24 protein-coding genes are annotated in these 24,406 nt (G+C 64.0%); 10 read left to right on the top strand and 14 right to left on the bottom strand.

Going from position 1 to position 24,406, the window contains the following annotated elements:
- The first annotated feature begins 3 nt into the window (after positions 1-3).
- Both E4T66_RS00225 and E4T66_RS00220 read left to right on the top strand, forming a co-directional pair.
- On the top strand, positions 4-1,176 hold the full coding sequence (locus tag E4T66_RS00225) for a sensor histidine kinase (protein WP_136846914.1): 1,173 nt from the start codon (positions 4-6) through the stop codon (positions 1,174-1,176).
- 55 nt (positions 1,177-1,231) lie between these two features.
- Positions 1,232-1,762 (top strand): acyl-CoA thioesterase, encoded by a 531-nt coding sequence (locus E4T66_RS00220; protein ID WP_136846913.1) that lies wholly within the window; start codon positions 1,232-1,234, stop codon positions 1,760-1,762.
- On the opposite strand, the gene maiA is transcribed toward E4T66_RS00220, so the two are convergent.
- From maiA to phhA, 5 genes are read right to left on the bottom strand one after another with little or no spacing between them, the layout of a single operon-like run.
- A complete protein-coding gene (maiA, locus tag E4T66_RS00215) occupies positions 1,759-2,409 on the bottom strand; it encodes a maleylacetoacetate isomerase (RefSeq protein WP_136846912.1) in 651 nt (216 codons plus the stop codon). The two genes, E4T66_RS00220 and maiA, sit on opposite strands and share 4 nt — an antisense overlap.
- 2 nt (positions 2,410-2,411) lie before the next feature.
- Complete coding sequence (locus tag E4T66_RS00210) at positions 2,412-3,443, bottom strand: fumarylacetoacetate hydrolase family protein (protein ID WP_136846911.1); 1,032 nt, start codon at positions 3,441-3,443, stop codon at positions 2,412-2,414.
- A gap of 12 nt (positions 3,444-3,455) precedes the next feature.
- Complete coding sequence (locus tag E4T66_RS00205) at positions 3,456-4,592, bottom strand: homogentisate 1,2-dioxygenase (protein ID WP_136846910.1); 1,137 nt, start codon at positions 4,590-4,592, stop codon at positions 3,456-3,458.
- 31 nt (positions 4,593-4,623) lie between these two features.
- Positions 4,624-5,712, bottom strand: coding sequence for a 4-hydroxyphenylpyruvate dioxygenase (hppD, locus tag E4T66_RS00200; protein WP_136846909.1), 1,089 nt, complete (start codon positions 5,710-5,712; stop codon positions 4,624-4,626).
- Positions 5,709-6,611, bottom strand: a complete 903-nt coding sequence (gene phhA / locus E4T66_RS00195; RefSeq protein WP_136846908.1) for a phenylalanine 4-monooxygenase — start codon at positions 6,609-6,611, stop codon at positions 5,709-5,711. The genes hppD and phhA overlap by 4 nt, the downstream gene beginning before the upstream one ends.
- Positions 6,612-6,745: 134 nt before the next feature.
- On the opposite strand from phhA, the gene E4T66_RS00190 reads away from it, so the two are divergent.
- The 5 genes from E4T66_RS00190 to E4T66_RS00170 all read left to right on the top strand — a co-directional run bounded on the left by E4T66_RS00190 (position 6,746) and on the right by E4T66_RS00170 (position 12,007).
- The gene (locus E4T66_RS00190; RefSeq protein WP_136846907.1) at positions 6,746-7,216 is read left to right on the top strand and encodes an Lrp/AsnC family transcriptional regulator; all 471 of its coding nucleotides are present in this window, start codon (positions 6,746-6,748) and stop codon (positions 7,214-7,216) included.
- Between the two features lie 58 nt (positions 7,217-7,274).
- Positions 7,275-7,733 carry a MarR family winged helix-turn-helix transcriptional regulator gene (locus E4T66_RS00185; RefSeq protein ID WP_136846906.1) on the top strand — a complete coding sequence of 153 codons (459 nt, stop codon included), beginning with the start codon at positions 7,275-7,277 and terminating at the stop codon, positions 7,731-7,733.
- Positions 7,734-7,770: 37 nt separating this feature from the next.
- Entirely contained in the window at positions 7,771-8,865 is a 1,095-nt protein-coding gene (locus tag E4T66_RS00180) for an HlyD family secretion protein (RefSeq protein ID WP_136846905.1), read from the top strand.
- 38 nt (positions 8,866-8,903) lie between these two features.
- Entirely contained in the window at positions 8,904-10,388 is a 1,485-nt protein-coding gene (locus E4T66_RS00175) for a DHA2 family efflux MFS transporter permease subunit (RefSeq protein ID WP_282706982.1), read from the top strand.
- 71 nt (positions 10,389-10,459) lie between these two features.
- Positions 10,460-12,007: an AbgT family transporter gene (locus E4T66_RS00170; RefSeq protein WP_136846904.1), complete on the top strand. Its 1,548-nt coding sequence runs from the start codon at positions 10,460-10,462 to the stop codon at positions 12,005-12,007.
- On the opposite strand, the gene pip is transcribed toward E4T66_RS00170, so the two are convergent.
- From pip to E4T66_RS00155, 3 genes are all read right to left on the bottom strand, one after another.
- On the bottom strand, positions 11,992-12,978 hold the full coding sequence (gene pip, locus E4T66_RS00165) for a prolyl aminopeptidase (protein ID WP_136846903.1): 987 nt from the start codon (positions 12,976-12,978) through the stop codon (positions 11,992-11,994). The genes E4T66_RS00170 and pip overlap by 16 nt on opposite strands.
- Before the next feature lie 79 nt (positions 12,979-13,057).
- Positions 13,058-13,381 (bottom strand): 2Fe-2S iron-sulfur cluster-binding protein, encoded by a 324-nt coding sequence (locus tag E4T66_RS00160; protein WP_136846902.1) that lies wholly within the window; start codon positions 13,379-13,381, stop codon positions 13,058-13,060.
- Between the two features lie 108 nt (positions 13,382-13,489).
- A complete protein-coding gene (locus E4T66_RS00155; protein ID WP_136846901.1) occupies positions 13,490-14,488 on the bottom strand; it encodes a Rieske 2Fe-2S domain-containing protein in 999 nt (332 codons plus the stop codon).
- Positions 14,489-14,785: 297 nt separating this feature from the next.
- On the opposite strand from E4T66_RS00155, the gene E4T66_RS00150 reads away from it, so the two are divergent.
- Positions 14,786-16,621, top strand: a complete 1,836-nt coding sequence (locus E4T66_RS00150; RefSeq protein ID WP_136846900.1) for a lytic transglycosylase domain-containing protein — start codon at positions 14,786-14,788, stop codon at positions 16,619-16,621.
- 36 nt (positions 16,622-16,657) lie between these two features.
- Here E4T66_RS00150 and E4T66_RS00145 read toward each other — a convergent pair whose 3' ends face one another.
- A complete protein-coding gene (locus E4T66_RS00145) occupies positions 16,658-17,149 on the bottom strand; it encodes a DUF456 domain-containing protein (protein ID WP_136846899.1) in 492 nt (163 codons plus the stop codon).
- A gap of 139 nt (positions 17,150-17,288) precedes the next feature.
- Here E4T66_RS00145 and E4T66_RS00140 point away from each other — a divergent pair, with 139 nt between their 5' ends.
- Entirely contained in the window at positions 17,289-18,764 is a 1,476-nt protein-coding gene (locus E4T66_RS00140) for a DUF3336 domain-containing protein (protein WP_248679313.1), read from the top strand.
- Between the two features lie 16 nt (positions 18,765-18,780).
- Here E4T66_RS00140 and mscL read toward each other — a convergent pair whose 3' ends face one another.
- Both mscL and E4T66_RS00130 read right to left on the bottom strand, forming a co-directional pair.
- On the bottom strand, positions 18,781-19,185 hold the full coding sequence (gene mscL, locus E4T66_RS00135) for a large-conductance mechanosensitive channel protein MscL (protein WP_136846897.1): 405 nt from the start codon (positions 19,183-19,185) through the stop codon (positions 18,781-18,783).
- 54 nt (positions 19,186-19,239) lie between these two features.
- Positions 19,240-20,148, bottom strand: a complete 909-nt coding sequence (locus tag E4T66_RS00130) for an NAD-dependent epimerase/dehydratase family protein (RefSeq protein ID WP_136846896.1) — start codon at positions 20,146-20,148, stop codon at positions 19,240-19,242.
- On the opposite strand from E4T66_RS00130, the gene E4T66_RS00125 reads away from it, so the two are divergent.
- On the top strand, positions 20,147-21,160 hold the full coding sequence (locus E4T66_RS00125) for a 2Fe-2S iron-sulfur cluster-binding protein (RefSeq protein WP_136846895.1): 1,014 nt from the start codon (positions 20,147-20,149) through the stop codon (positions 21,158-21,160). The two genes, E4T66_RS00130 and E4T66_RS00125, sit on opposite strands and share 2 nt — an antisense overlap.
- Here the strand turns inward: E4T66_RS00125 and E4T66_RS00120 are convergent.
- Genes E4T66_RS00120 through E4T66_RS00110 form a run of 3 tightly spaced genes read right to left on the bottom strand, consistent with a single transcriptional unit; the run spans position 21,127 to position 24,403 of the window.
- The gene (locus E4T66_RS00120) at positions 21,127-22,371 is read right to left on the bottom strand and encodes a heme biosynthesis HemY N-terminal domain-containing protein (protein ID WP_136846894.1); all 1,245 of its coding nucleotides are present in this window, start codon (positions 22,369-22,371) and stop codon (positions 21,127-21,129) included. The two genes, E4T66_RS00125 and E4T66_RS00120, sit on opposite strands and share 34 nt — an antisense overlap.
- Positions 22,368-23,633: a uroporphyrinogen-III C-methyltransferase gene (locus E4T66_RS00115; protein WP_136846893.1), complete on the bottom strand. Its 1,266-nt coding sequence runs from the start codon at positions 23,631-23,633 to the stop codon at positions 22,368-22,370. Before E4T66_RS00115 ends, E4T66_RS00120 begins: the two co-directional genes overlap by 4 nt.
- Positions 23,630-24,403, bottom strand: coding sequence for a uroporphyrinogen-III synthase (locus E4T66_RS00110; protein ID WP_136846892.1), 774 nt, complete (start codon positions 24,401-24,403; stop codon positions 23,630-23,632). The genes E4T66_RS00115 and E4T66_RS00110 overlap by 4 nt, the downstream gene beginning before the upstream one ends.
- Positions 24,404-24,406 lie beyond the last annotated feature (3 nt).

The raw sequence follows: 24,406 nt of genomic DNA, 5'->3' as shown, positions 1-24,406 counted from the left end.
CGCATGCATGATCCCCTGCTGCTGATTGAAGATGGACCGGAAGGACCGGACAGCTCTGGCCCCGGCTGGCACGTGCTGGTGGTGGACGACGATCCCGAGGTGCATGCGGTCACGCGGCTGGCGGTCGAACCCTGCCGCTATGACGGTCGCCGCATCGATATCATCAGTGCCCACTCCGCGGCCGAAGCCCGCACAATCCTGCAGGGACGCGACGACATTGCGCTGATCCTGCTGGATGTTGTGATGGAGACGGATCAGGCCGGCCTCGATCTGGTGCCCTATATCCGCGAAACACTCATGAACCGCGCGGTGCGCATCGTGCTGCGCACCGGCCAGCCCGGTCAGGCGCCGGCGCGGGAGGTGGTCGAGCGTTATGACATCGACGATTACCGCACCAAGACCGAGCTGACGTTTGAACGTTTCTACATCCTGGTGATGACTGCGCTGCGCACGTTCAAGCTGGTGAAGGAACTGGAGTCGCAGCAACGCCAGTTGCAGCAGGCCAATCACGAACTCGAACGCTTCGCCTACGTCGCCTCGCACGATCTGCAGACACCATTGCGCGGCATCGTCGGCTTCACCCAGCTGCTGCAGCAGCGCATCGGCGCGAGTCTGGAACCGGACTCGGCGGAACTGCTGCAGGGCGTACTTGATAGCGGACGCCAGTTGCATCACCTGATCGCCAGCCTGCTGCAGTTCGCACGTCTTGGACGCGCCGCAGCGAAGAACGAACCCGTGGCCCTCGACGCCGTGCTGCAACAGGCGCTGACTCATGCACGCAGCATGCTGGACGCGCGCAACGCCCGAGTCGAATCGACACCGTTGCCCACCGTCAACGGCGATGCCGAGCAGCTGGAGCTGCTGTTTCGCAATCTGATCGAGAATGGCATCAAGTTTCAGACCGGCGACGCGCCGACGCTGCGGATCGAAGCCGTCGCCGAGGACGCGTGCTGGTTGATCCGTTTCATCGACCAGGGCATTGGCATCGACGCGCATCAGATCGAACGCATTTTCGAACCCTTTCATCGCCTGCACACCAGCGACGCGTTCCCCGGATCGGGGCTGGGCCTGGCCGTCGCGCGACGCATTGCGCTGATGCACGGCGGCAGCCTGCACGCCGAGTCGATGCTCGGCCAGGGCACCACGATGAGCCTGCGTCTGCCGCGCACCGCGTGAATCGCTGACAGCGGACGCGCTAGTATCGTGCCTCTCTGGCACGACGCGACCCCCGATGAAAGCTTCCACGACACCCGCCCGCACTGTCGCCTATTCGGCAGTACGCGAACAGGTCTACATGGTGTTTCCGAACGACCTGAACTCGAACAACACCGTGTTCGGCGGCTTGATCATGGCGCAGATGGATCGCTTTGCGGCGGTCACCGCGGATCGGCACGCCGGCGGCGTCTGCGTCACGGCCAGCGTCGATGCGGTGCACTTCATCGCGCCGGCCAAGGGCGGTGACGTGCTGATCTTCAACGTCTCGGTCAACCGCGCATGGAACACGTCGATGGAAGTCGGCTGTCTGGTTGAAGCCGAGAAAATCGGGGGTGGCGATCGACGCCAGATTCTGGCCGCCTACCTGACCTTCGTCGCCGTCGATGCCGAAGGTCAGCCGCGTGCGGTGCCCGAGCTGGTGCCGGAAACGCAGATCGAGAAGCATCGCTACGAAGAAGCGCAGCTGCGGCGGGAACTGCGTCTGCGGCACGCCAACGAAATGAAGGCCCTGCGCGCACGCAGACCGACGCCTGCGCAAGGGGATTAAGCGGGAACTGCGTCCAGCTGGGTCTCCGGATGCGCGCGCTGAAACGCCGGCAGCGTCTCGCAGTGCGCCGCAATGTGCGCAAGCCGCGGATAGCGGGATGCATCGCAGCCAAAACGTTGTGCCGAGTACACCTGCGGCACCAGCACGCAATCGGCCCAGCTCGGCACCCCTCCGAACACGAACGGTGATGCCGGCAACATTTGGACTTCCTGTTCCAGCGCGGCGAGCCCGCGCGTGATCCAGTGCTGCAGCCAGCGCGTGCGCGCGTCGGCATCGAGCTGCAGCGTGTGCTCCAGATAGTTCAGTACGCCGGAATTCTGCAACGGCTGTACGTCGGCGGTGATGGTCTGGCAGAACGCGCGGATGCGTGCCTGCTGACGCGCGTCACCACTGAGCAAGGCCGGTTGCGGATACCGAACCTCCAGGTATTCGATAATGGCCTGCGACTGGTTCAGCACGAAGTCGCCGTCGACCAGCAACGGCACCCGCGCCTGCGGATTCAGCGCGCGATACGCCGCGCCATGCTGCTCGCCGCCATCCTTGGCCAGATGAATCGGAATCAGCTCGTAACCCAGACCCTTGAGGTTCAGTGCAATGCGCACGCGATAGCTGCACGACGAGCGCCAGTAGCTGTAAAGCTTGAGCATGCTCAGGACTCCTCCGGTCTGCTGCGCGCGACGACCTGCTCGATCGCGCCGAAGATCGAGCTGCCGTCGAGATCAAGCATCTCGATCCGCACCTGATCGCCGAAGCGCAGAAACGAGGTCTTCGGCTTGCCGAGCTTGAGGGTCTCGATCATGCGCAGTTCCGCCAGGCAGGAGTACCCGGCGCCGCCCGCCTCGATGGAGGTTCCGGGCCCGCCATCGTCGCCGCGGTTGGACACCGTGCCGGAGCCAATGATGCTGCCGGCGCACAGCGGCCGCGTTTTCGCCGCATGTGCAATCAGGGTCGGAAAGTCGAAGGTCATGTCGGTGCCGGCATGCGGCTGCCCGAGCAGACGATCGTTGATGCTGGAGCGCAGCGGCAGCTGGACCTTGCCGTCGCTCCAGACCGGGCCGAGTTCGTCCGGCGTGATCGCCACTGGCGAGAACGCCGACGACGGCTTGGACTGGAAAAACCCGAAGCCCTTGGCCAGCTCTGCAGGAATCAGATTGCGCAGCGAAACATCGTTGACCAGCATCAGCAGCTGAATATGCCCGGCTGCGGCGGCAACCGTGACGCCGGCCGGCACGTCGTCGGTGATCACCGCGATCTCGGCTTCCAGATCGATGCCCCAGTCTTCGCTGAGCGCCTCGATCGGCCCCATCGGATCGAGAAAGCTGTCGCTGCCGCCCTGGTACATCAGCGGATCGGTCCAGAAACTTTCCGGCAGCTCGGCACCGCGCGCCTTGCGCACCAGCTCGACGTGATTCACGTACGCGGAACCGTCAGCCCATTGATAGGCACGCGGCAACGGCGAGTGACAGGCAATCGGATGAAAGGCATCGGCATCGTCGGCATAGCCGCCGTCATTGAGCCGTTGCGAAATCATCCGTAGCTGTGGCGCGGTCTCGGCCCAGCGATCCAGCGCCGACTGCAGGGTGCGCGCGATCTGCGGCACCGCGACGCAACGCGTCAGGTCCCGCGAAACCACGACGAGGCGGCCGTCGCGGCTGCCGTCCTTCAGGCTGGCCAGCTTCATGTCGACAACACTCTATTCAGCAGTCCAGGACCGATGGTAATCGCTCCATTCGACCGCCGTCGCCTCCGCTGCGGCGTCGAGCGCATCGCGCGTGTCGATCATCACCGCGTATTCATCAGTCCCGGATTTGTTCGGCTGCAGCATGTTGTGCAGCGCCTTGGGATGCGGGCCATGGGTGAATCCGCAGGGATGCCAGGTCAGCATGCCGGGATGGATGTTGTCGCGCGAGAAGAAGTCGCCGGCGTGATAGAAGATGACTTCGTCGTAGTCGTCGTTGTTGTGAAAGAACGGCACCTTGATCGCGCCGGCGTCGGTCTCGAACGGGCGCGGCACAAAGGTGCAGACAACGAAGCGGTCCGCAACGAAGGTCGTGTGCGCCGATGGCGGCAGATGATAGCGATGCGACATCAACGGACGCAGGTCGCGCACGTTGATCCGCACCGGCATCAGGCTGCCGTGCCAGCCCAGCGCATCCAGCGGGTTGTACGGATACGTCACCGTCGACAGCACGTCGCGACGCTTGATATCGACGGCCCAGCTTCGCTCCGCGATGACGCCGTGCTGCTGTGCCTTGAACGCATCGTTGATGCGTGGATAGTCCAGCAGCGCCGGATCGAAGATCGCCTGTTCACCCAGCAGACCCTTGTCCGGCAATCGATAGCTGGATCCGGTGGCCTCGATCAACAGCACCTGCAACGGCGCCGCGCATTCCAGGCGCCACAGCGTGCCGCGCGGCACCACCAGATAGTCGCCCGCCTCAAGGCTCAGATGCCCGTAGTCGCAGTACAGCTCGGCGCTGCCGCTGTGCACGAACAGCAGCTCGTCGCCGTCGGCATTGCGCACCAGTCGGTCCATCGATTGTGCACAGCGCCACCAGCGCAGCTGCAGATGCGCGTTGCGCAGCAGCGGAGTGGCCGACCACGGCGTCGTCGCGTTCGCTTCGATCCGGGTCAGATCGTAGGCCCGTGGCCGCAATGGACCTTCCCAGCCGGTCCAGCCGGTCGGTGGCCGCGGGTGAATCATCTGGGTCGACGGACCGAAGAAGCCTTCCTTGCCAAGCTCACGCTCGACCGTGCCCGGCGGCAGGTCCGCGTGGGCCTGTCGCGACGTGATGCCTTCAACAATCGGACGATAGATCCACTTATGCATGCGCCGCTCCGACTCAAGACGATAAGGAGATTCAGGCCGCTTCAGGCTTCAGTACACCACGCCTGATCTGATCGTCCTCGATCGACTCGAACAGGGCCTTGAAATTGCCTTCACCGAAACCCTGGTTGCCCTTGCGCTGAATGATCTCGAAAAAGATCGGACCGATCACGGTGCTGGTGAAAATCTGCAGCAGAATGCCTTCAACTGGGGCGCCGTCGATCAGGATGCGTAGCTCGCGCAACAGCGCCAGCGGTTCGCCATGGCCGGGCACGCGCGCATCGACCTTGTCGTAGTAGGTGTCCGGCGTGTCCATGAACTGCACGCCGCGCTGGCGCAGCGCGTCGACGGTGGCGTAGATGTCGTCGGTCGACAAGGCGATGTGCTGGATGCCTTCGCCGCGATACTGGCGCAGAAATTCCTCGATCTGACTGTTGTCATCGGAACTCTCGTTGATCGGGATGCGAATGCGCCCGCAAGGTGAGGTCATCGCGCGTGACACCAGGCCGGTGAGTTTGCCTTCGATGTCGAAATAGCGGATCTCGCGGAAGTTGCCGATGCGCTCGTAGAAGCTGGACCAGGTATCCATGTTCCCGCGTTCGACGTTGTGAGTCAGATGATCGACCTCGCGCAGACCCACGCCCTGCGGCGCGCGGTCGACGCCGTCGAAGTAATTGAAGTCGATGTCGTAGATCGATCCCCGGTCCGCATATCGGTCAACGAAGTACAGCACGCTGCTGCCGATGCCATAGACCGCCGGCAGATTCAGCTCCATCAGACCGGGCCGCGTATCGAACGGAACCGCACCCTGCGCCACTGCGTGCCGGTGCGCGGCCACCGCGTCGGCCACGCGCCAACCCATCGCACAGGCGCTGGGCCCGTGGGCCCGTGCGAACTGTTCGAAGTGCGTGTACGGCGTGCCATTGACCAGAAAGTTGATCTGCCCCTGCCGGTACAGGGTGACGTCCTTGCTGCGGTGCCGGGCGATCGCGACGAAGCCCATCATCTCGAACAGGCGATGCAGTTGCGCAATACCGTCCGCGGTGGGTGCGGTGTATTCGACGAACTCGAAGCCATCGGTTCCGAGGGGATTGACGATGGACACTGTGGTCTTCTGATTCATGGCGTGGCCACTCCTGCCGGGGGCGGTACTGGCTTGGACATCGGGATCGGCATTGCCGAACGACGCGGCGCAACGATGCGATCACCGGGCGCCAGATGCTCCGGATCCAGCTCCGGCGCGCTCCGGAGCTGCGTCAGCAGCAGATCCAGATCCTGGTCGATCGCGGCCATCAGCTGGTCCAGGGACTGGATCACGAAGTAGGTCTTCTGAAACGCGTCGATGCGATACCGCGTGCGCATGCAGCGTTGCAGGTCAAAGCGGATGCGCAGCGCCTGCGCACTGTCGAGTGCATACGCGGTTTCTCCCGCCGACGACAGGATGCCGGCACCGTAGGCGCGTAGACCCTTCGGCGTTTCGATCAGGCCGAACTCAACGGTATACCAGTACAGACGTGCGACCAGCGGCAGCGCATCCAGCGTGATCGCGTGCAGGCCCTGTTCGCCATAGCGCTGCACGAAGTCGGCGAAGTGCGGATCGAACAGCATCGGCACATGACCGAAGAAGTCATGAAAGATATCGGGCTCGACCAGATAGTCGATCTCCTCCGGCTTGCGCAGCCAGACCGTCACCGGAAACTGGCGCGCCGCCAGATGTGCGAAGAACTGCGCATCCGGGATGAAGCCGGGCACGGCCACCAGACGCCAGCCGGTCGCCGCGGTCAGCGCGTCGCTGACCGCCTTCAGATCCGGGATACGCGTTGCGCTGCCTGCGCGCGCCAGCCCGTCGATGTAGGCCTCGCAGGCGCTGTCGGCAAGCTGCCGGCATTGCCGTTCATACAGCCGCCTCCACAGCACCTGATCCGCTGCGCTGTAGCGATGCCAGCCTTGTTCGACAGTGAAATCGGCGCGGGCGCGACGGTAGTCGCCGCGCAGCGCCGAAGAGGTGTGAGCGCCGTACATGGTCTCCTCCAATGGCTTGCCATGTTTGAGACCCACTTTATCGCGCCTGCGGTAACGATTTGATGCAACAATCGCCACAGATTGTGACAAAATTGAATTAATTCACTAGTAACATCCAATTTTAGGGTGAAATCATGCACGCCGATCTGGACCGCACCGATCTGCGCATTTTGAACACACTGCAGCGCGAAGGACGCCTGCCGGTGGTTGAGCTGGCCGAACGCGTGTCGCTGTCACCCACTGCCTGCCAGCGTCGCGTCCGCAAGCTGGAGGACAGCGGCGTGATCCGTCGCTACGCCGCCGTGCTGTCGCCAGCCGCCCTGGGCCTGCAGGTGCAGGCCTTCGTCCGCGTCAGCATCGAACGGCAGTCCAGCGCAGCCACCCAGGCCTTCGAGGCCGCGATTCGAGCGCGGCCTGAGGTGCGCGCCTGCTATGTCATGACCGGCGACCTGGACTTCCTGCTGCACGTCTGGACCGCCGACCTGCAGGCCTTCGCCGAGTTCTCGATGAAAGTCCTGATCGGCCTGCCGGGGGTCAAGGACGTGCGGTCGAGCCTGGTGCTCGAAGCGGTCAAGGACGATTCCGGCTTCGATCTGAGCGCTTGACGCCTTAGCCACACCCGCCACAGGCGGGGCCTTGCCATCGCGATTGATTAGGTCGCTAATGATTAGTACACTAATCATTATGTCGAATGCCACCCTCGCCAACCCGACGATCAGCAGCCTGATCCTCGAAACCGGACGCCTGATCCGCCAGGACTTCCGTCGCCGCGCCCAGGCCCATGGACTGACCCAGGCGCAATGGTCTGCGCTGGCGCAGCTGCACCGCGAGCCGGGCATGACGCAAACCACCCTGGCCGAGCGGCTGGAAGTGCATCCGGTGACGGTGACGCAGTTGCTGGAACGCCTGGTCAAGGCCGGCTGGGTGCGGCGTGAAGCACATGAACAGGACCGCCGCGCGATGCGGGTGTATCTCGACACCAAGGCCGAGCCGCTGATTGCCGAACTGACCCGCCTGGGCACCGAAACCCGCGAACGCGCGCTCGCCGGCATCACCCCGCAGCAGCGCCAGCAGCTCGAAGCCCTGCTGTCGCAAATCAAATCCAATCTCTGCGACGCCTGATGTGCGTCCGCCGTCCCGAATTCCGCTGAGTCGAACCATGAGCAACACCCCCACACTGCACAACCGCCGATCGAACCGCAGCCTGCGCATCTGGCTGCTGGGGATCGTTCCGGTCGTGGCGGTCGTTGTCGCCGCCGCACTCTACTGGTTCGGGGGACGCTACGTTTCCACCGACGACGCCTACCTGAAAGCCAATCTGGTCAACGTCAGCGCCGAGGTCACCGGCACCGTCACTCGCGTCAACGTGCGCGAGAACCAGGCGGTCCACCGGGGCGAGGTGCTGCTGCAGATCGACCCGGCGCCGTATGAGGTCGCGGTACAGCAGGCCGAGGCGGCACTGACGCAAACGCGGCTGCAGATCGATTCCCTGAAAGCCAGCTACGCCCAGAAGGAAGCGTCGCTGCGTTCCGCCGAGTCCGATTTGGCGTATCAGCAGAGCCACGATCGCCGCGTGCGCGAGATGCATGCCAAGGGCGTGGTCTCCGGCTCGACGCTGGATGAAGCCGAACACGGTCTGCAGGTGGCACAGAGCCACATCGTCGAGGTTCAGCACGAGATCGCAGAAGTGCGCGCGCAACTCGGCGGCAACCCGGACATTGCCGCCGAGGAGCATCCGAGCTACCAGGCCGCAATGGCGAGCCTCAACAAGGCCAGACTCGACTTTGAACGGACGCAGGTGCGCGCGCCGCTGGACGGCATCGCCAGCAAGGTTGCCGAACTCGGCGAGTACGCGATGCCGGGGCTGCCGCTGATGAGCGTGGTCGCATCGCAGGATCTCTGGGTTGAAGCCAATCTGAAGGAATCCCAGCTCGAACACGTGCGCCCGGGCCAGGCGGTGACGATCGAAGTCGATGCCTATCGCTCGACGCAGTGGGACGGCATCGTCGACAGCATCGGTCAGGCCACCGGTGCCGAGTTCTCGCTGCTGCCGGCACAGAACGCGACCGGCAACTGGGTCAAGGTCGTGCAACGCGTACCGGTGCGCATCCGCATCATGCAGCGTGGCGATGCTCCGCCGCTGCGTGCGGGCATGAGCTCGGAGATCCGCATCGACACCGAATCGCATCCTCCGGTGCTGGCGCGTGTCAACAACTCAGCCGTGATCACACCGACGAGCGCTGCGGCACCTTGAGCACCACGGCGGCAGAACGCGGACTCGTCACTGTCGCTGTGATGGCCGCGACCTTGATGCAGGTGCTGGACACCACCATCGCCAACGTCGCGCTGCCGCACATGCGCGGCGCATTGTCGGCGGCGACGGATCAGATTACCTGGGTGCTGACTTCGTACATGGTCGCCTGCGCGATCGCGACCGCGCCGACGGGCTATCTCGCCAACCGTTTCGGGCGCAAACGGGTTTTCATCATCGCCGTAATCGGCTTCACGATCGCCTCGATCCTGTGCGGCATGGCGACATCACTGCCGGAAATGGTCACGTTCCGCATTCTGCAGGGCCTGTTCGGCGCCTGCCTGGTGCCGCTGTCGCAGGCGGTGATGCTGGACAGCTATCCGCCACAGCAGCACGGACAGGCGATGGCACTCTGGGGCATGGGCGTGATGATCGGTCCGATCCTCGGGCCGGTGCTCGGCGGCTGGCTGACCGAGTACTACAACTGGCGCTGGGTGTTCTACATCAACGTGCCGATCGGCATCCTGTCGGTACTGGGTCTGATGGCGGCACTGCCCCCGGACCGTGAGAGCACGGCGAAGCCGCTGGATGTCGGCGGCTTCGTTGCACTCAGCGTCGCCATCGCCGCGCTGCAGCTGATGCTCGATCGCGGCGAAACCCTGGACTGGTTCAGCTCGCCGGAAATCATCGCCGAGGCCTTTGTCGCGATCCTGGCGCTGTATCTGTTCGTCGCCCATTCGATGACGACGGCGCGGCCGTTCGTCTCTCCGGTACTGTTCGCCGATCGCAACTTCACTGCCGGACTGGTGATGATTTCCGTGGTCGGCGTGGTGCTGTTCGCCACCTCGGCACTGTTGCCGCCGTTCCTGCAGAACCTGCGCAACGTGCCGGCCACCACCACCGGCCTCGCACTGGCGCCGCGCGGCGTCGGCACGATGATCGCAATGCATGTGGTTGGAAAAATCATCGGTCGGATCGACGCGCGGCCACTGATGTTGGCCGGCCTGATCCTGACCGCCTACTCGCTGTACTGGATGGCCGAGTTCAGCCTGGACGTACCAATCACGACATTGATGCTCGCCGGCGTGGTTCAGGGCGCCGGACTGGGTCTGGTGTTCGTGCCGCTGAGCACGATCACCTTCGCGACGCTGCACGCGGAGCACCGCGGCGAAGCCACTGCGCTGTTCAGCCTGTTGCGCAACGTCGGAAGCAGCGTCGGCATCGCCCTGGCATTCGCGTATCAGTCGCGCATGCTGCAGCACAACCACGCGCAGCTGGTCGAACACGTGAATCCGTTCAATCCGGCGCTGGCGGAATACGCCAATGCCGCTGGCGGTCTGGGCTCGGCCGCAGGTCTGGCGCAGCTGATGACCGACGTGCAGCAACAATCGGCGATGCTGGCGCTGATCGCCGACTTCAAGGCGATGATGATCGGCGTGCTGCTAGCGATCCCGCTGCTGCTGCTGTTCCGCAAAGCAGCCACCACGGACAACGGACAGGCCACCACGCAGATCGCCCACGACTGAGGCGTTTCCCGGGCATGGCCACACGGCCGGCCTGTGTATGATCCCCGTTCAAATTGGGGATCGGGGGATTCGTGGCACACACAAAGCCTGAAGGGGCCGGGATACTGGAGCGTCTGCTCGGCGTGGTGGAACGGGTCGGCAATCGTCTGCCGGACCCGGCGATGCTGTTCGTGGCGCTGCTGTTCCTGGTGTGGCTGTTGTCGTGGACGCTGTCCGGCATCGAATTCGGCGTGACGGATCCCCGCAGCGGCGAAGCCTTGCGGGTCAACAACATGTTGGCCCCGGCCGCGCTCACCGCCTTCCTGTCAGCAATGGTCAACAACTTCGCGCACTTCCATCCGGTCGGCGTCGTGCTGGTGGCGATGCTGGGCATCGGCGTTGCCGAACACACTGGATTCATCAATGCCGGCTTGCGCGCCCTGCTCGGCGTCACCGCGCGCTGGTTGCTGACGCCCATGGTCATTCTGGTGGGCATCGTCAGCCATTCGGCGGTCGACGCCGGCTACGTGCTGGTGATTCCGTTGGGTGGCGTGATCTTCTACGCTGCTGGGCGTCACCCGCTGGCGGGCATCGCCGCGGCCTTCGCCGGCGTCTCCGGCGGCTTTTCGGCCAACTTCGTGCCTTCGGCGCTGGACCCGATGCTGCAAGGCCTGTCACAGGCCGGGGCGCGCATTCTCGATCCCGAGATCGTGCTCAACCCGCTGAACAACTACTTCTTCACCACCGCCTCGGCGCTGCTGATCACCGGCCTCGGCTGGCTGATCACCGACAAGCTGGTGGAGCCCCGCCTGCGCCACACCGAGCTCGACGGCGAGCTGCAGGATCTGCCGCAGATGACGCCGCTGGCGCCCGGGGAACGCCGCGCGCTGGCCGGGGCGCTGATCGCAATGGGTCTGGGCCTGCTGGCGCTGCTGCTGACCTCACTGCCGCAGGATTCAGCATGGCGCGGACCGGACGGCTCGCTCGCTTCCGGCGCGGCGCCACTGATGCGTTCGATCGTCCCGCTGATCTTCCTGCTGTTCCTGCTGCCGGGGCTCGTCTACGGCGTAATGGCGGGCTCCGTGCGCAACTCACGCGACGTGATCGCCGGCATGAGCAAGTCCATGGCAGGCATGGGCTATTACCTGGTGATCATGTTCTTCATCGCGCAGTTCATCTACGCCTTCGGGCAGTCCAACCTCGGGGTGCTGCTGGCGCTCGAAGGTGCCGCACTGCTGCAGGCTATGGCCCTGCCTGCGACGCTGACGATTGCCGGCATCGTGCTGCTCACCGGCTTCATCAATCTTTTCGTCGGCTCTGCCTCGGCAAAATGGGCACTGCTGTCCCCGATCTTCGTGCCGATGCTGATGCAGCTGGGCATCTCGCCGGATCTGTCGCAGGCGGCCTACCGCGTCGGCGACTCCAGCACCAACATCATCACACCGCTGATGCCGTACTTTCCGCTGGTGGTGGTGTTCTGCCAGCGCTATGTAAAATCCACCGGCATCGGCACGCTGACGGCGATGATGCTGCCGTACTCGATGGGCTTCCTGCTGATCTGGACGGTGTTCCTGCTGCTGTACTGGACGCTGGGCCTGCCCCTGGGCATTCAGAGCAGTTACGGCTACCCAGGTGGCTGATGCACCGCCGCCTGTTGCTCAGGGCAGGCGGCGGTGAAACGCTCCGTGGCATCCAGCAGGCGCCCGAGGATGCCCGGCTCGCTGGCCGCGTGCCCGGCGTCAGCAACCACCGAAAATTCGGCTTCCGGCCAGGCGCGGTGCAGATCCCAGGCCGAGCGCATCGGGCAGACCACGTCGTAACGGCCCTGCACGATCACACCGGGGATGTCGCGGATCTTGTAGACGTTGTCGAGTAGAAAACAGTCTGACTCGAAGAAGCCCTTGTTGATGAAATAGTGGCACTCGATCCGCGCGAAGGCCTCGGCAAAGCGGTCTTCGCCAAAGCGTGCCGCCATCTCCGGACTCGGAAACAGCTTGCTGGTCGAACCTTCCCAGATACTCCAGGCCTTCGCCGCTGCGCTGCGCACCGTCGGGTCCGGACTGGTCAGGCGCTTGTAATAGGCCTTGACGTAGTCACCACGTTCGTCGGCCGGAATGGCCGCTTCGTAGTGCGCCCAGGCATCCGGATAGATCCAGCTCGCGCCTTCCTGATAGAACCAGCGAATCTCGGCTTCGCGCAGCAGGAAGATGCCGCGCAGAATCAGCGCGGCGCAGCGGCGCGGATGCGTGACTGCATAGGTCAGTGCCAGCGTCGATCCCCACGAGCCGCCAAAGACGACCCAGCGCTGGATGCCCAGCTGCTCGCGGATCTTCTCCATGTCCGCGACCAGATCCCAGGTCGTGTTCTCACGCAGTTCGGCGTGCGGGGTAGAGCGGCCGCAACCGCGCTGGTCGAACAATACGATGCGGTATTTCTGCGGATTGAAGAATTGACGGTGCCAGGGTTCGACGCCACCACCGGGCCCGCCATGAACGAACACGACCGGGGTGCCCGCAGGGTTTCCGCATTCCTCGACGTACAACTCATGCAGCTCGGACACCCGCAGGCGCTGCACGCGAAACGGCTCGATACTCGGGAACGGCTGGACCATGGTTGCCTCGGCGACGTGGCAGTCGGGCCGTATAGAGTATCAATCCCGCCGCCGACATATCGGCCGGCGCTGAACCGAACTACGCTGCCGGACCGATCTCGACGCTCAGCCCGGCGAGTTCATCGCTGATCTCGATCTGGCATGACAGACGTGAATTCGGCCGCAGCTCGACCACCTCACCCAGTGCCTCGAGCATCATGTCCTCGTCTTCACTCTTGGGTGGCAAGCGATCGACCCACGCCGCGTCAACGTAGACGTGACAGGTGCCGCAGGAGCACATGCCGCCACAGGTTCCTTCAACGCCGGTGCCGGAATCGCGCAGGATGTCCATCAGCGGACGCCCGTCTGGCGCATCCAGCGTCAGCTCCGTTCCATCGCGCCCCTTCACCCGTACCTCTGCCATCACCACTCTCCGCTTATCGACATTGCTGCGGCCCACAAACACCGACGCACTCGTGCCGGCAGCACGAGTGCGTCAGCAAGTCATCCAGACGATTCAACCCTGCGCCGGTTATTCGGCCATTCCGGGGTAGAACTGCTTGAACCATTTGCGGAACTGCAGAATCGGACCATCGCCGTCGCACAGCAGCGGCTTCGGACGATACTTCTTGTTGTTCCAGACAATGAAATCGACGCTTTCGAAGCCGGCACTTTCCTCGCCTTCAGCCGCACCGATCATGTGATCGACAAGGTGCTTGGCGATCATTGCTTCCTTCGTGCCTTCCGCATAGTCCTTGTGGCGGAAGCTCATGTTCATGCGGCTCTTTTCGAGCGTCACCGGCTGCGTGTAAGAGATCATCGTCGCCGTCACGCCGTCCTTGGTGAAGCGCATGACATTGAGCCCGGGACCGTAAACGTCACCGACGATGTAACCCTGACCGATGTCGAGCTTCATGCGCGGGCCGTCATAGGTCGCCGAAACCGGCGGGATGATCGGGGCGCCGTGCAGAAACTTGAGGTGCGCCACATCGACGCCGTTCTCTGCGATTTCCTGGATGCAGGTATCTGCCGTCCACGAGCCACGACGCGAACCGGTGTAGCCGGTCTCGTCCTCAAGCTCCGGAATGTACGGCAGCTCCCAGCTCGGGACTTCACATTCGGGGTGGAACCAGGCCCACATCATTCCGTATTTGTCGACCATCGGCAGCGCACGCAGAATCGCCTGCTTCTTGGTAATCGGCGGCGTGACCTTGGCGTAGGGGATGTTCTTGCACCAGCCTTCGCGGTTGTATTCCCAGTGATGGAACGGGCAACGCAGATTCTCGCCAACGACGGACCCACCGTGCCCCATGTGCGCGCCCAGATGCGGGCAGTAGGGATCGGTCATGCCGGGCTGGCCTGACTCGGTGCGGAACAGCACCCATTCCTGATCGAACAAAACGACGTTGCGCAGCTCACCGGGCTTCAGCGAGTCCGAGAAGTCGACGAAAAACCAACCGCTCGGGATCGGGAACGGGCAGCGCTCCAGCTGTTTGGACTCGAGCAGCAGCTCGCGATTGAAATCGTTCATGACGCGGGTCTCCTTCGGCTGGCCGCCGATGAACCGGGGGAAATTGGATGCGGCCGTACACGGACGTCCGCACGGATCACGGACTGACATCCTGCGCGCGACAGCGCCAGCCGACATCCTGTGGATGCATCTTGATTTCGCGTTGAATTTGGGGCAGCAAAGCTGACAGGGCGGGCAAACGGGGGCAGCGGGGTCCACCGCCAGGGCAGACGTCACATTGCTGTTGCCGGGCGGGCTCTTTAAGATTGATGCATGAATTCGTTGCATCGACGGCGTCGCCGTCATGGAAGCTTGGTCGTGCCTCTGAAGTGGTCGCAATCCTGTGGTCTCTTCGCCGTACTGGTCATGCTCTGCACCAGTTTGCAGGCGGCTGACACTCCGCCCGAACTGCTGCAGGTTCCGCCAGCGAATCCGCCTGCCAGTGTGGCGTTCCCGGCGGTGCCCGAACCCGGCAAGGCCAAAACCGCAACCCTGTTCCCACGCTATGAACCGCTGATGCCCGCGGTCAGCTTCTGGACCCGCATCTTCAGCGAATTCTCGGAGCAGGAAAGCGTCATTCACTCCACCGCGTACCCGCACAAGATCCTGCGCGTGCTGGATTTCCGGCCCCAGGCCGCGCGAATGGATGAGAATCAGCTGTCGAAATATCGGCGCCAGGCCGAGTCCGACGCCAAGGATCAGATGGAAGATCTGATCGCACAGATCAACAAGAAGCGTCAGAACCCGGAGACGATGAACGCCGAGGAACGGCGCATCTTTGTGTTGTTCAAGGATGTCAAAGACGATCACCTGTTTGCCGACTTGCGCGGAACGATTCGCTCGCAACGCGGCCTGCGCGAGCGGACCGAAAAAGCATTGCGCGTTTCTGACCGCTATCTGCCCTACATGGAAAAAGTGTTTCTCGGCTATCAGATGCCCGCCGAGCTGACACGCTTGCCGCTGGTCGAATCGAGTTTCAATCTCGATGCCTATTCCAAGGCCGGCGCCGCAGGCATCTGGCAATTCATTCCGTCGTCAGCGCGGATCTACATGCGCCTGAACGAAGTGGTCGACGACCGGCGTGACCCGTGGACCTCGACTGACGCTGCAGCCCGTCACTTGCGTGATGACTACGCCATGCTGGGCGACTGGCCGCTCGCCATCACCGCGTACAACCATGGCCGCGGCGGCATCTCTCGCGGCTTGAAGCAGGTCAATGGCAAGACGCTACTGGATCTGATCGATCGCTACGATTCCAAGCGCTTCGGTTTCGCCGGCAAGAACTACTATGCCGAGTTCCTGGCAGCCGTCGACGTCGAGCGGGCCGCGCGCCAGAAGCAGAACGAAGCGGCGCTTGAGCCGTTGCAGTTCGAAGTTGTCGAAACCCAGCATTACGTGCCTTACGAAACACTGCGCCGGCTGTGTGGTGCCGACGATGAATTGTTCCGGCGACTCAATCCGGCCTACCGCCCTGAGGTCATCAGCGGCAAGCTGTATGTACCTCCGGGGCACCTGATCCGCATTCCCGCCGGATCGGCACGCAATTTTGAGGTGGGCTACGCGCGCCTCGGCAGTCATGAACGTTTCGAACAACAGCGGGTGTTCTATCTGCTGCACAAGGTCAGCCGCGGGGAAACCCTGGGCAAGCTCGCGCGTGACTACCGCACATCGACCAAGCAGATCCAGCAAGCCAATGGCCTGCGTTCGACCAGCATCCGCATCGGTCAGGTGTTGAAGATCCCGCCGCACGAGGAATCGCGTCCGGGCCCGATCACCGTTGCCGTCGGCGAATCCAAGCCGTCGCTGACGCGTGAGGAACGCAAGCAGGCCTTGCGCGAATCCGATGGTCCGGCGACCTATATCGTCAGCAGCGGCGACACCTTGGGTGCCATTGCACGCCGCTACAACGTCAGCGTCGCGGCACTGCGCAACAGCAACAACCTGAGCTCTTCAACGATCAAGATCGGCCAACGTCTGACAATCCCGGGGCGCGGCGCTGCCGCATTCCGCACTCACACCGTGCGCAATGGCCAGACTCTGAGTTCAATCGCGCGCAGCTACGATGTCAGCGTGGCCGACCTGCGCGGCGCCAACGATCTCGGCAAGTCGTCAATGATCCGCGTCGGACAGAAGCTGCAGGTGCCGACGCGCTGAGAACGTTTCTGACGACTCAGCGGGATTGCGCGAGCCTCAGAACAGATAGGCAAATGCAAACACGCCCAGCATCGTTAGTGACAGCGCGAGCTTGGCCAGCGTACCGAACAGCAATCCCATCCAGGTGGCGATGCCGACATTGGCCGCCTGCTGCATGCTCGATCGCGCCGCCAGTTCGCCGAGCACGGCCCCGATGAACGGCCCCAGCACGATGCCGATCAGGCCGAAAAACATGCCGACGATACTGCCGAGGATCGAGCCCCAGATCGCCTTCGGGCTGGCACCGACGCGCTTGGCACCCAGCGCGGATGCGATGAAGTCCACCGCGATCGCGATCGCGACCAACACGCCCAGAACAATCAGCGTGACCATGCCGACGCGCTCGTAGTGATCGATCCACGCGGCCAGCCACAAGCCGATGAAGACCATCGGCACACCCGGCAACGCCGGCAAGACCGCACCGGCCAGGCCGACCGCGACCAACGCGACCACCGCCAGCCATAGCAGCACCAAAATCACGGGGTCCATTAAGAATTCCTATCCGTTTCAATGTGTTGATCATTTCCGCCAGACCAGCGGCGGTACCCGGTGGGGTAATCGGCGTGGCACATTCTTCCGCAGTGCACAAAATGTCTTACACTCGGTTGCAATGAGAGCTCCCCCTCGAATGACCCGCAAAATGGTCGCGCAGCGTCGCCGCGATCTGGACAACGCACCGGATTATCGGGCGTGGAGCGAAATCGCGCAGGAGTTGGATCAGCTCGAAGGGACAGACGCCTGGAAGCACGACGAGACCAGCGACGACTTCGACTATCTGCTGATCCGCGAACGTTTGGCCGAGCTACGACGCCTGCGTGCGCGTGGCGACGCGCGTCAGCTGGCGTTCGACCTGTACGAAGGCCTGCACGGCAATCTCGGCAACATTTCACACCCGGGTCTGTATACCGTTGCGCGTTTCGGCACCAAGCGCCTGATCGAGGACTACGTCAAGGAAGTCTCGCGCTGCCTCGACTTCATCTGCGCTGGCGATTTCCCCGACTTCAACTTCGAGCAGAAGATTCAGTTCTTCAAACGTACCGCGACGGCGTTCGGGCGTTCGGCTCTGATGCTGTCCGGTGGCGGCACTCTGGGCATGTTCCATCTGGGCGTGATCAAGGCCCTCCACGGCGAACGCCTGCTGCCGCGCGTGCTGTCCGGCTCATCTGCCGGGTCGATCATCGCCAGTACGGTCGGCACCCATCTGGATCACGAGATCGACCAGCTGTTCGAACCCGGCGGTCTGAACCTGGACGCGTTCCAGTCGCTGGGCCTGCGCGAAGCACTGCGCGGCGGCGCGATGATGAGCGGCGATCAGCTCGAACGCTGCCTGGCCACCAATATCGGCGAGTACACCTTTTCGGAAGCCTTCGATCGTACCGGTCGCATCATCTGCATCACTGTCTCGCCCGCCGATCCGCACCAGCAGGGCCGCATCCTCAACTATCTGACGGCTCCGCACGTGATGATGCGACGCGCGGTGCTGGCCTCCTGCGCAGTCCCCGGTGTATTTCCGCCGGTGATGCTGGAAGCCCGCAGCTTCGCTGGCGATGTCATTCCGTACATGCCCGGCAAGCGCTGGATCGACGGCTCGCTGTCATCAGATCTGCCGATGCTGCGGCTCGCGCGCCTGCACAACATCAACCATTACATCGTCAGTCAGACCAATCCGCACATCGTGCCGTTCATGGCACAGATCGATCGTGAGCAGTCACAGCGTCGCGGCTTGGCACCCCTGGCCGCGGAGCTGGTCAAGACCAGCGGCACCGGCGCGCTGCGACTGGCGCGCAAGCATCTGGATCCTTACGGTGGCGGCCGCATGCTGCACAAGATCGACAACATCGTGCGCCAGCGTTATTCGGGTGATATCAATCTGTACCCGCGCAGCACGCCACAGCGATTCCTGCGCGTGTTCTCCAATCCGGACCCGGAGGACATCCAGCGCTATATCCGCTCAGGCGAGCGTGCGACCTGGCCCAAACTGGAGCGCATCCGCAATCAGACGCGGATCTCGCGCACCTTCGAGGACTGCCTGAAGCTGCTCAAGCAACGCGAGCACGAAGCGCTGAAACCGCGACCGCGTACCCGGCTCAAGGCCGTCAGCTAAGCCGCACGCGCAAACTTCAGCGCGCCTTCAATAGATCGCGGATCTCCGTCAGCAGCTTTTCTTCGGCACTCGGCGCCGGCGGAGCTGGCGGCGGTGCAGCCTCTTCTTTGCGCTTGAGCCGGTTCATCAACTTCACCACCGCAAACACCGCACCCGCGACTAGCACGAAGTCGACGATCTGCTGGACCAACTTGCCATAACTCAGCAATACCGCCGCCTGGTCGCCCTCAGCCGCGCGCAAGGTGATCGCCAGGTCGGAAAAATCGATACCGCCGACCAGCAGCCCGATCACCGGCATGATCACATCGCCCACCAGAGACGAAACGATCTTGCCAAAGGCCGCGCCTATCACAACGCCGATCGCCAGATCAACCACGTTGCCGCGCAATGCAAACTGCTTGAACTCGCTGACCAGACTCATGGCGCCACACTCCCTGTTGTCGGGCAGCTGGCGCCCGTTGCCGCGGATTCTAGCTCAGCGATCCGAGGCCGAAACATCGGCCAGACCGCTGGCCAGGTCCGGATACTGCGGCACGAAACCCAGTTCGGTACGTGCGCGATCGATCAGCAGCCGTTTGGACTCCTCCATGAATGACCACATCGCCGGTGTGAAAATCCGCTGCGCGGTATCACGGTCAACCTGTTCCGGCTGCGGCAGACCGAATGCCCGGGCACAGCGCGTGAAGTAATCGCACATCGTCGTCGGCGTGCCGTCGGCAACGTTGTAGGCTCGCCCGGCCTGCCCGCGTTGCGCCGCCAGTACTGCCGCCTGCGCGAGATCGTCCGCGTGAATGCGGTTGCTCCACGGCGAATCCTCCGGGCGCAATACCGGCATACCCTGGCGTAACCGCTCCAGCGGCCAACGCCCCGGCCCATAGATGCCGGGAACGCGCAAAGTGATCACTTCGGCGCCGGAGCACTGCGCCCACTGCGCCCACGCAGCCTCGGCGTCAACGCGGCGCCGGGCTCGATCGCTTTGCGGCCGCAGTGCGGCGTTCTCGTCGATCCAGCGCCCTTCGCAATCGCCGTAGACGCCGGAAGTCGAGATGTAGATCACCCGCCGTATGCGTCCGCGCTGCGCGGCCAGCCAAGCGCGCAAGCGTGTGTCTTCGACACCTTGCACCGGGGGCGGTGCAAACCAGAACAACAGCGGCCAGTCACCGGCGTCGCTGGGGCGATCGAGATTCTCGATGCGTACCTGGCATCCACCACGCTCCAGTGCTGAGGCCTTTTGCGGGTCGCGCACGATTGCCGTAACCTCGCCGCCGCATTGCCGCAGGCGCTGTGACACGCGCAGGCCGATGTCGCCGCAACCGGCGATCAGGCTCGGCGGCGGACTTTCCGCCCAGGCGGAATCAGATAACGCGGGATGGGTTCGATTCATGAGCTATCGAGTGTACCTGTCGGACCGGCCGCAGAGCTTCACGGTCGAGCCCGACGAAACCATCCTGCAGGCCGGCCTGCGCCAGCATCTGGCGCTGCCGTTCGGCTGTCAGTCTGGGGGCTGCGCTTCGTGCCGCGTGCGCCTGCTTGATGGCAACGTCGCCCATCGATTGCCACCGCCTGCCCTGTCCACCGCGGAAATCGATGCCGGCTATATCCTGATGTGTCTGGCACAGCCGCAGAGCGATCTGCGCATCGACCTGCATCAGCCGGCCGATCTGGATGCGCTGCGTCCGCAAATCTGGCCCTGCCGGGTCCAGATGCGCTCGTGGCTGGCGCACGACGTACTCCGGCTGCAGCTGAAACTGCCCAAGGGCAAGACCCTGCACTATCTGCCGGGCCAGTACATTGATCTGCTGCTCGATGACGGCCGCCGCCGCAGCTTTTCGATCGCCAATGCGCCCAACGGCGAATTCATCGAATTGCATGTGCGGGTGACTCCGGGCGGTCGCTTCGCGCAGTGGGCTGCGCACGAAATGCCCGATCGCGCGATGCTGCGTTTCGAAGGACCGCTTGGCGCGTTCTACCTGCGCGAGGACACGCGACCGATCGTGATGATCGCCGGCGGTACCGGGATCGCGCCACTGCGCGCGATGCTGCAGTCGCTACTGCCACAGTCGCAGCGTCCGGTGCACCTGTACTGGGGCGTACGCGCTCAGCGGGATCTGTATCTGGACGCCGAGTTGACGCAGTTGGCGCAGGCGCACCCGCAGTTTGCATATCGGCCGGTTCTGTCCGAGCCGGACACCGGCTGGAATGGGGCCACCGGCTTCGTCCATGCCGCGGCGCTGCGCGATCACGCCGACTTGCACACCCATGCGGCGTATCTGTCCGGCCCCCCGGCGATGGTACGCGCCGGCAAAGACGCGTTCATTGCTGCCGGCGGCGATCCGGATCAGCTGTTCTACGACGCCTTCGACTACGCTTTTGAAACCTGGCCGGGCGTCGGCTGAGCCAAGGGATTGCCGGACTGTGGCGCGATCAGCGCCTGTGCCTGCAGGCCCTGGCGGTAATACGCCACCGCCTCCTCGGGTTTCTGTGTTGCCTCGCAGATCTGCGCCAGTGCCAGATAGGCAGCCGCTGACGGCGTCTCGCGGATAACTGCCTCCAGATAACTGCGCGCCTTGCCCCACAAGCGATTGCGCAAGCACGCATGCCCCGCTGCAATCAGCAGCTCGGGACGTTCGCCGTAGCGTGACAGCCATTGTTCGACGGAGGCGAGCTGTCCCAGCGCGTCACCTGAAACGGCTTCGCCATAGACCTTCGCCAGCGACGCATCCCACTCGCGGTTCAGCGTCTCGGTGGCGACCGCCAGTGCGTCCGCCTGCGCGTTCAGGCGCAGCAGACTCTGCGCGTAGTGCGCGCGCACCGCCGGCCACTGCCGCGCCTCGCGCGGACTGGCATCCCACAGCGCCTTCAGCTGATCGAGTCGCGCCTCCTGCTCGGCAGCGCTCATGCGCTCGATCAGGCAGCGTTCGAGCATTTCGCGGCGACGCGCGGAAGTCAGCGCTTGTGTCGCAGCATCACTGCTGAGCAGCACGCGCAGGTCTTCCCATTCCCCCATCCGGAACAGACTCTCGGCCTGCAGGGCCATCGCATACGGATGCTTGGCATCCACCGCACGCAGGCGTTCCAGCGTGTGCCGTGCCGACACGGCTTCGCCGCGCTCGAGCTGCAGTTCCGCCTGCGTCAGCAGCGTCGCGCGTTGCATCTCCGGCGCCAGCGACAGCGCCAGATCGAGGTAGCGGTCACGCCGTGCCGCAGCGCCGAGGCGCTGCGCCGCGCGCGCCGCCGCCAGGTAGTTCAGGTGCGCGGCATGGTGGTCCGCAGCACGGCGCACCAGCTCGATCTCGGCGCGCTTCCAGTTGCCCTCGAGCAGATGCAACAAGCCGGACTCGAACGAAGTCTGGGCTCGATCGCGCCGACGTCGATCCAGCGCGCTGCGCACGGTCCACGGCAGACTCACACTGCCGCTGACGAAGCGCAGCAGCAACCAGACACCGAGCATGCCGACAACCAAGCTGATCACCAGCCCCAGTACCGAGGTCTCGACGATCCAGCCATGGAAGCTGACCAGCACATAGCCGGTTTCGGGACGCAGGAAATACGCGGTCGCGGCGCCCAGTGCCAGCACCAGCACGCCGATCAGCAGCCACCTGATCATTGCGGTTCGGACTCCAGGTGCTGACGCAGCAATTCAAGACTGCGCCCGACTTCGGGCAGCGGCGGACTCAGCTGCACCTGCTGCAAGCGCAGCAACTCGGCACGCGCGGCCTGCACGCCGGAATCTTCACCGCGGAAGTAGTCGTCAAGCCAGGCGACGGCGGATTCGCAGTATTCGCGGAAGCCGGCACTGTCCCCACGCAACAACGACAGCCGCGCCCCCTCGAGCTTCAAGGTCAGCACCTGCACGATCAAGCCTTCCTGCTCGACCGACAGCAGGGTCGGCGAAGGGCCGGCATCACGACGGATCGTGAACATGCTGGACAGCACTGTGCGGATCGACAGCCACAGTTGCTGCCAACGCGTCGCCGTTTCACTGACGGGCGCCGCCGCGGTCGGCACAGCGCTGAAGTGATCCGGCAAACGGGCCACGAATGGCAATTGCGCCGCCCGCGCCGACAGACTCGCCAAGGTCAGCGCGATGCCGGTTTCGTCGGGCAAGGCCACTGCACGCAGCGCGGCGCGCTCATCGGCAATCGCCTGTCGTACCGCAAATACCCGGGGATCCTTCATCGCGGCCAGATGATCATCCGCGGCCTGCAGCGCGGTCAGTGCCGCAGGAACATCCCGCGCAACCTGCAAGCGATCCGCCGCCAGCACCAGCAGCTGTTCGACGATCGCAAGCTGTACACGCAGGCGTCCGCCACTGAGCTCTTCACGCATGGCGCCCACCGCTGCATCTTGCGCATCCATGCGTTCGCCCAGACGCGCCACACTCGCAGCATTGCGCTGCAGCTGCGGCGTCTGATCCGCAACGCGCTGTTGCGTTTGCGCGGCCTGCGCCTGCAGGGCCTCGACGGTCTGCGTCAGCGCACTGATTTTCTCGTCCCGCGCGGCAAATTCGCCCCACAGGTAGTGGCTGCCATACCACGCCGCCGCGCCAACCCCGGCGACCACGACCAGAAACAGCAGCAAAACCCAGGGCCATGCCGAACGCTGCCGTGGTGCTGCAGGAGGGACCACGGCGGTGCTCGGCCGCGCCTTGGACGCCGCGGCCGCCTGGGTTTCAGCCTTGGAATCAACTTTGGGATCCACTTTCGCCGAGACCGCCTTGTCCGCATCTGTCTTGGCGGTTGATGGCTCCGGGGAATCGGCAGCAGGCTTCGGCTTTGCAGCCGGATCGGCTGCCGGGCTGGCCGAGGACGGCGCTGATACCTGCGGCGTGTGCGGTGCAGGCTCGGCAGCGGTCTTGTCGTCGGTCATGAACTCCTCTCATCGGTGGGGGTGCTGTACCACTGTTCCAGGCACCGCACGAATGCCGAATCGGCCATCTGATCGGGGACCAGTGGCGGCCGGGCAAAGCCCAGGGCAGTCGCTTGTTCTACCACACGCAGGCTTGGCACAACCAGCTGCAGCCGCAACAACTGCGCGCGCTGTGGCTCCGGCGTCAGCGTCACCAGACGCTGCAGCGCTTCGCCATTTCCGACCAAGGCGACATCGATATCCTGCAGCGCGGCAGCGACGGCGTCGGGCGCATGTGGCAGATGTACGCGGCGATACACCTCGGCGCGTTCAACTTCGGCCCCGTGCGCGCGCAGACTGCGTTGCAGCAGATCGCGCCCCCCCTCACCCGTCACGATCAGGATGCGTGCCGCACGCACCTGTTGCAGTACCGGCAGCGCCAGGACGCCCTCGCTGTCATGCGAGTCGGGAACGATCGGATCAATACCCAGCTGCTGCAATGCCGCCGCCGTTGCCGGACCCACTGCGATCGCTGCCGTCGGCCAGACACCGGCATCGAGCTGGCGCGCAAAACGTACGGCGTTGACACTGGTGAAAATCCAGACCTGCGCGTCACGCCACTGCTGCAACACGCGCGCAACCTGCGCCGCGTGCCGAGTCGGCTCGACCGCCTGCAGCGGCAGCCGTGCCACCCGCGCGCCGCGTTCTTCGAGTGCCCGGCACAGGGCATCCGCCTGGTGCGCCGGTCGTGTCACCAGCACACTCAGCCCGGACAGAACGCCATCGGCCATGGC

This window comes from Sinimarinibacterium arenosum (assembly GCF_005047655.1).
Classification (GTDB): domain Bacteria; phylum Pseudomonadota; class Gammaproteobacteria; order Nevskiales; family Nevskiaceae; genus Solimonas.
This window is presented reverse-complemented; position numbering and strand designations above follow the sequence as displayed.

What these genes read in the sequence shown, in the direction of transcription:
- E4T66_RS00130 (WP_136846896.1), bottom strand. Translation starts at nt 20,148, where the DNA reads ATGAATCGAACCCATCCCGCGTTATCTGATTCCGCCTGGGCGGAAAGT.
- E4T66_RS00140 (WP_248679313.1), top strand. Translation starts at nt 17,289, where the DNA reads ATGACCCGCAAAATGGTCGCGCAGCGTCGCCGCGATCTGGACAACGCA.
- E4T66_RS00155 (WP_136846901.1), bottom strand. Translation starts at nt 14,488, where the DNA reads ATGAACGATTTCAATCGCGAGCTGCTGCTCGAGTCCAAACAGCTGGAG.
- hppD (WP_136846909.1), bottom strand. Translation starts at nt 5,712, where the DNA reads ATGAATCAGAAGACCACAGTGTCCATCGTCAATCCCCTCGGAACCGAT.
- pip (WP_136846903.1), bottom strand. Translation starts at nt 12,978, where the DNA reads ATGGTCCAGCCGTTCCCGAGTATCGAGCCGTTTCGCGTGCAGCGCCTG.
- E4T66_RS00110 (WP_136846892.1), bottom strand. Translation starts at nt 24,403, where the DNA reads ATGGCCGATGGCGTTCTGTCCGGGCTGAGTGTGCTGGTGACACGACCG.
- E4T66_RS00160 (WP_136846902.1), bottom strand. Translation starts at nt 13,381, where the DNA reads ATGGCAGAGGTACGGGTGAAGGGGCGCGATGGAACGGAGCTGACGCTG.
- E4T66_RS00185 (WP_136846906.1), top strand. Translation starts at nt 7,275, where the DNA reads ATGATTAGTACACTAATCATTATGTCGAATGCCACCCTCGCCAACCCG.
- mscL (WP_136846897.1), bottom strand. Translation starts at nt 19,185, where the DNA reads ATGAGTCTGGTCAGCGAGTTCAAGCAGTTTGCATTGCGCGGCAACGTG.
- E4T66_RS00180 (WP_136846905.1), top strand. Translation starts at nt 7,771, where the DNA reads ATGAGCAACACCCCCACACTGCACAACCGCCGATCGAACCGCAGCCTG.
- E4T66_RS00225 (WP_136846914.1), top strand. Translation starts at nt 4, where the DNA reads ATGCATGATCCCCTGCTGCTGATTGAAGATGGACCGGAAGGACCGGAC.
- E4T66_RS00190 (WP_136846907.1), top strand. Translation starts at nt 6,746, where the DNA reads ATGCACGCCGATCTGGACCGCACCGATCTGCGCATTTTGAACACACTG.
- E4T66_RS00220 (WP_136846913.1), top strand. Translation starts at nt 1,232, where the DNA reads ATGAAAGCTTCCACGACACCCGCCCGCACTGTCGCCTATTCGGCAGTA.
- E4T66_RS00115 (WP_136846893.1), bottom strand. Translation starts at nt 23,633, where the DNA reads ATGACCGACGACAAGACCGCTGCCGAGCCTGCACCGCACACGCCGCAG.
- E4T66_RS00210 (WP_136846911.1), bottom strand. Translation starts at nt 3,443, where the DNA reads ATGAAGCTGGCCAGCCTGAAGGACGGCAGCCGCGACGGCCGCCTCGTC.
- phhA (WP_136846908.1), bottom strand. Translation starts at nt 6,611, where the DNA reads ATGTACGGCGCTCACACCTCTTCGGCGCTGCGCGGCGACTACCGTCGC.
- E4T66_RS00205 (WP_136846910.1), bottom strand. Translation starts at nt 4,592, where the DNA reads ATGCATAAGTGGATCTATCGTCCGATTGTTGAAGGCATCACGTCGCGA.
- maiA (WP_136846912.1), bottom strand. Translation starts at nt 2,409, where the DNA reads ATGCTCAAGCTTTACAGCTACTGGCGCTCGTCGTGCAGCTATCGCGTG.
- E4T66_RS00125 (WP_136846895.1), top strand. Translation starts at nt 20,147, where the DNA reads ATGAGCTATCGAGTGTACCTGTCGGACCGGCCGCAGAGCTTCACGGTC.
- E4T66_RS00145 (WP_136846899.1), bottom strand. Translation starts at nt 17,149, where the DNA reads ATGGACCCCGTGATTTTGGTGCTGCTATGGCTGGCGGTGGTCGCGTTG.
- E4T66_RS00120 (WP_136846894.1), bottom strand. Translation starts at nt 22,371, where the DNA reads ATGATCAGGTGGCTGCTGATCGGCGTGCTGGTGCTGGCACTGGGCGCC.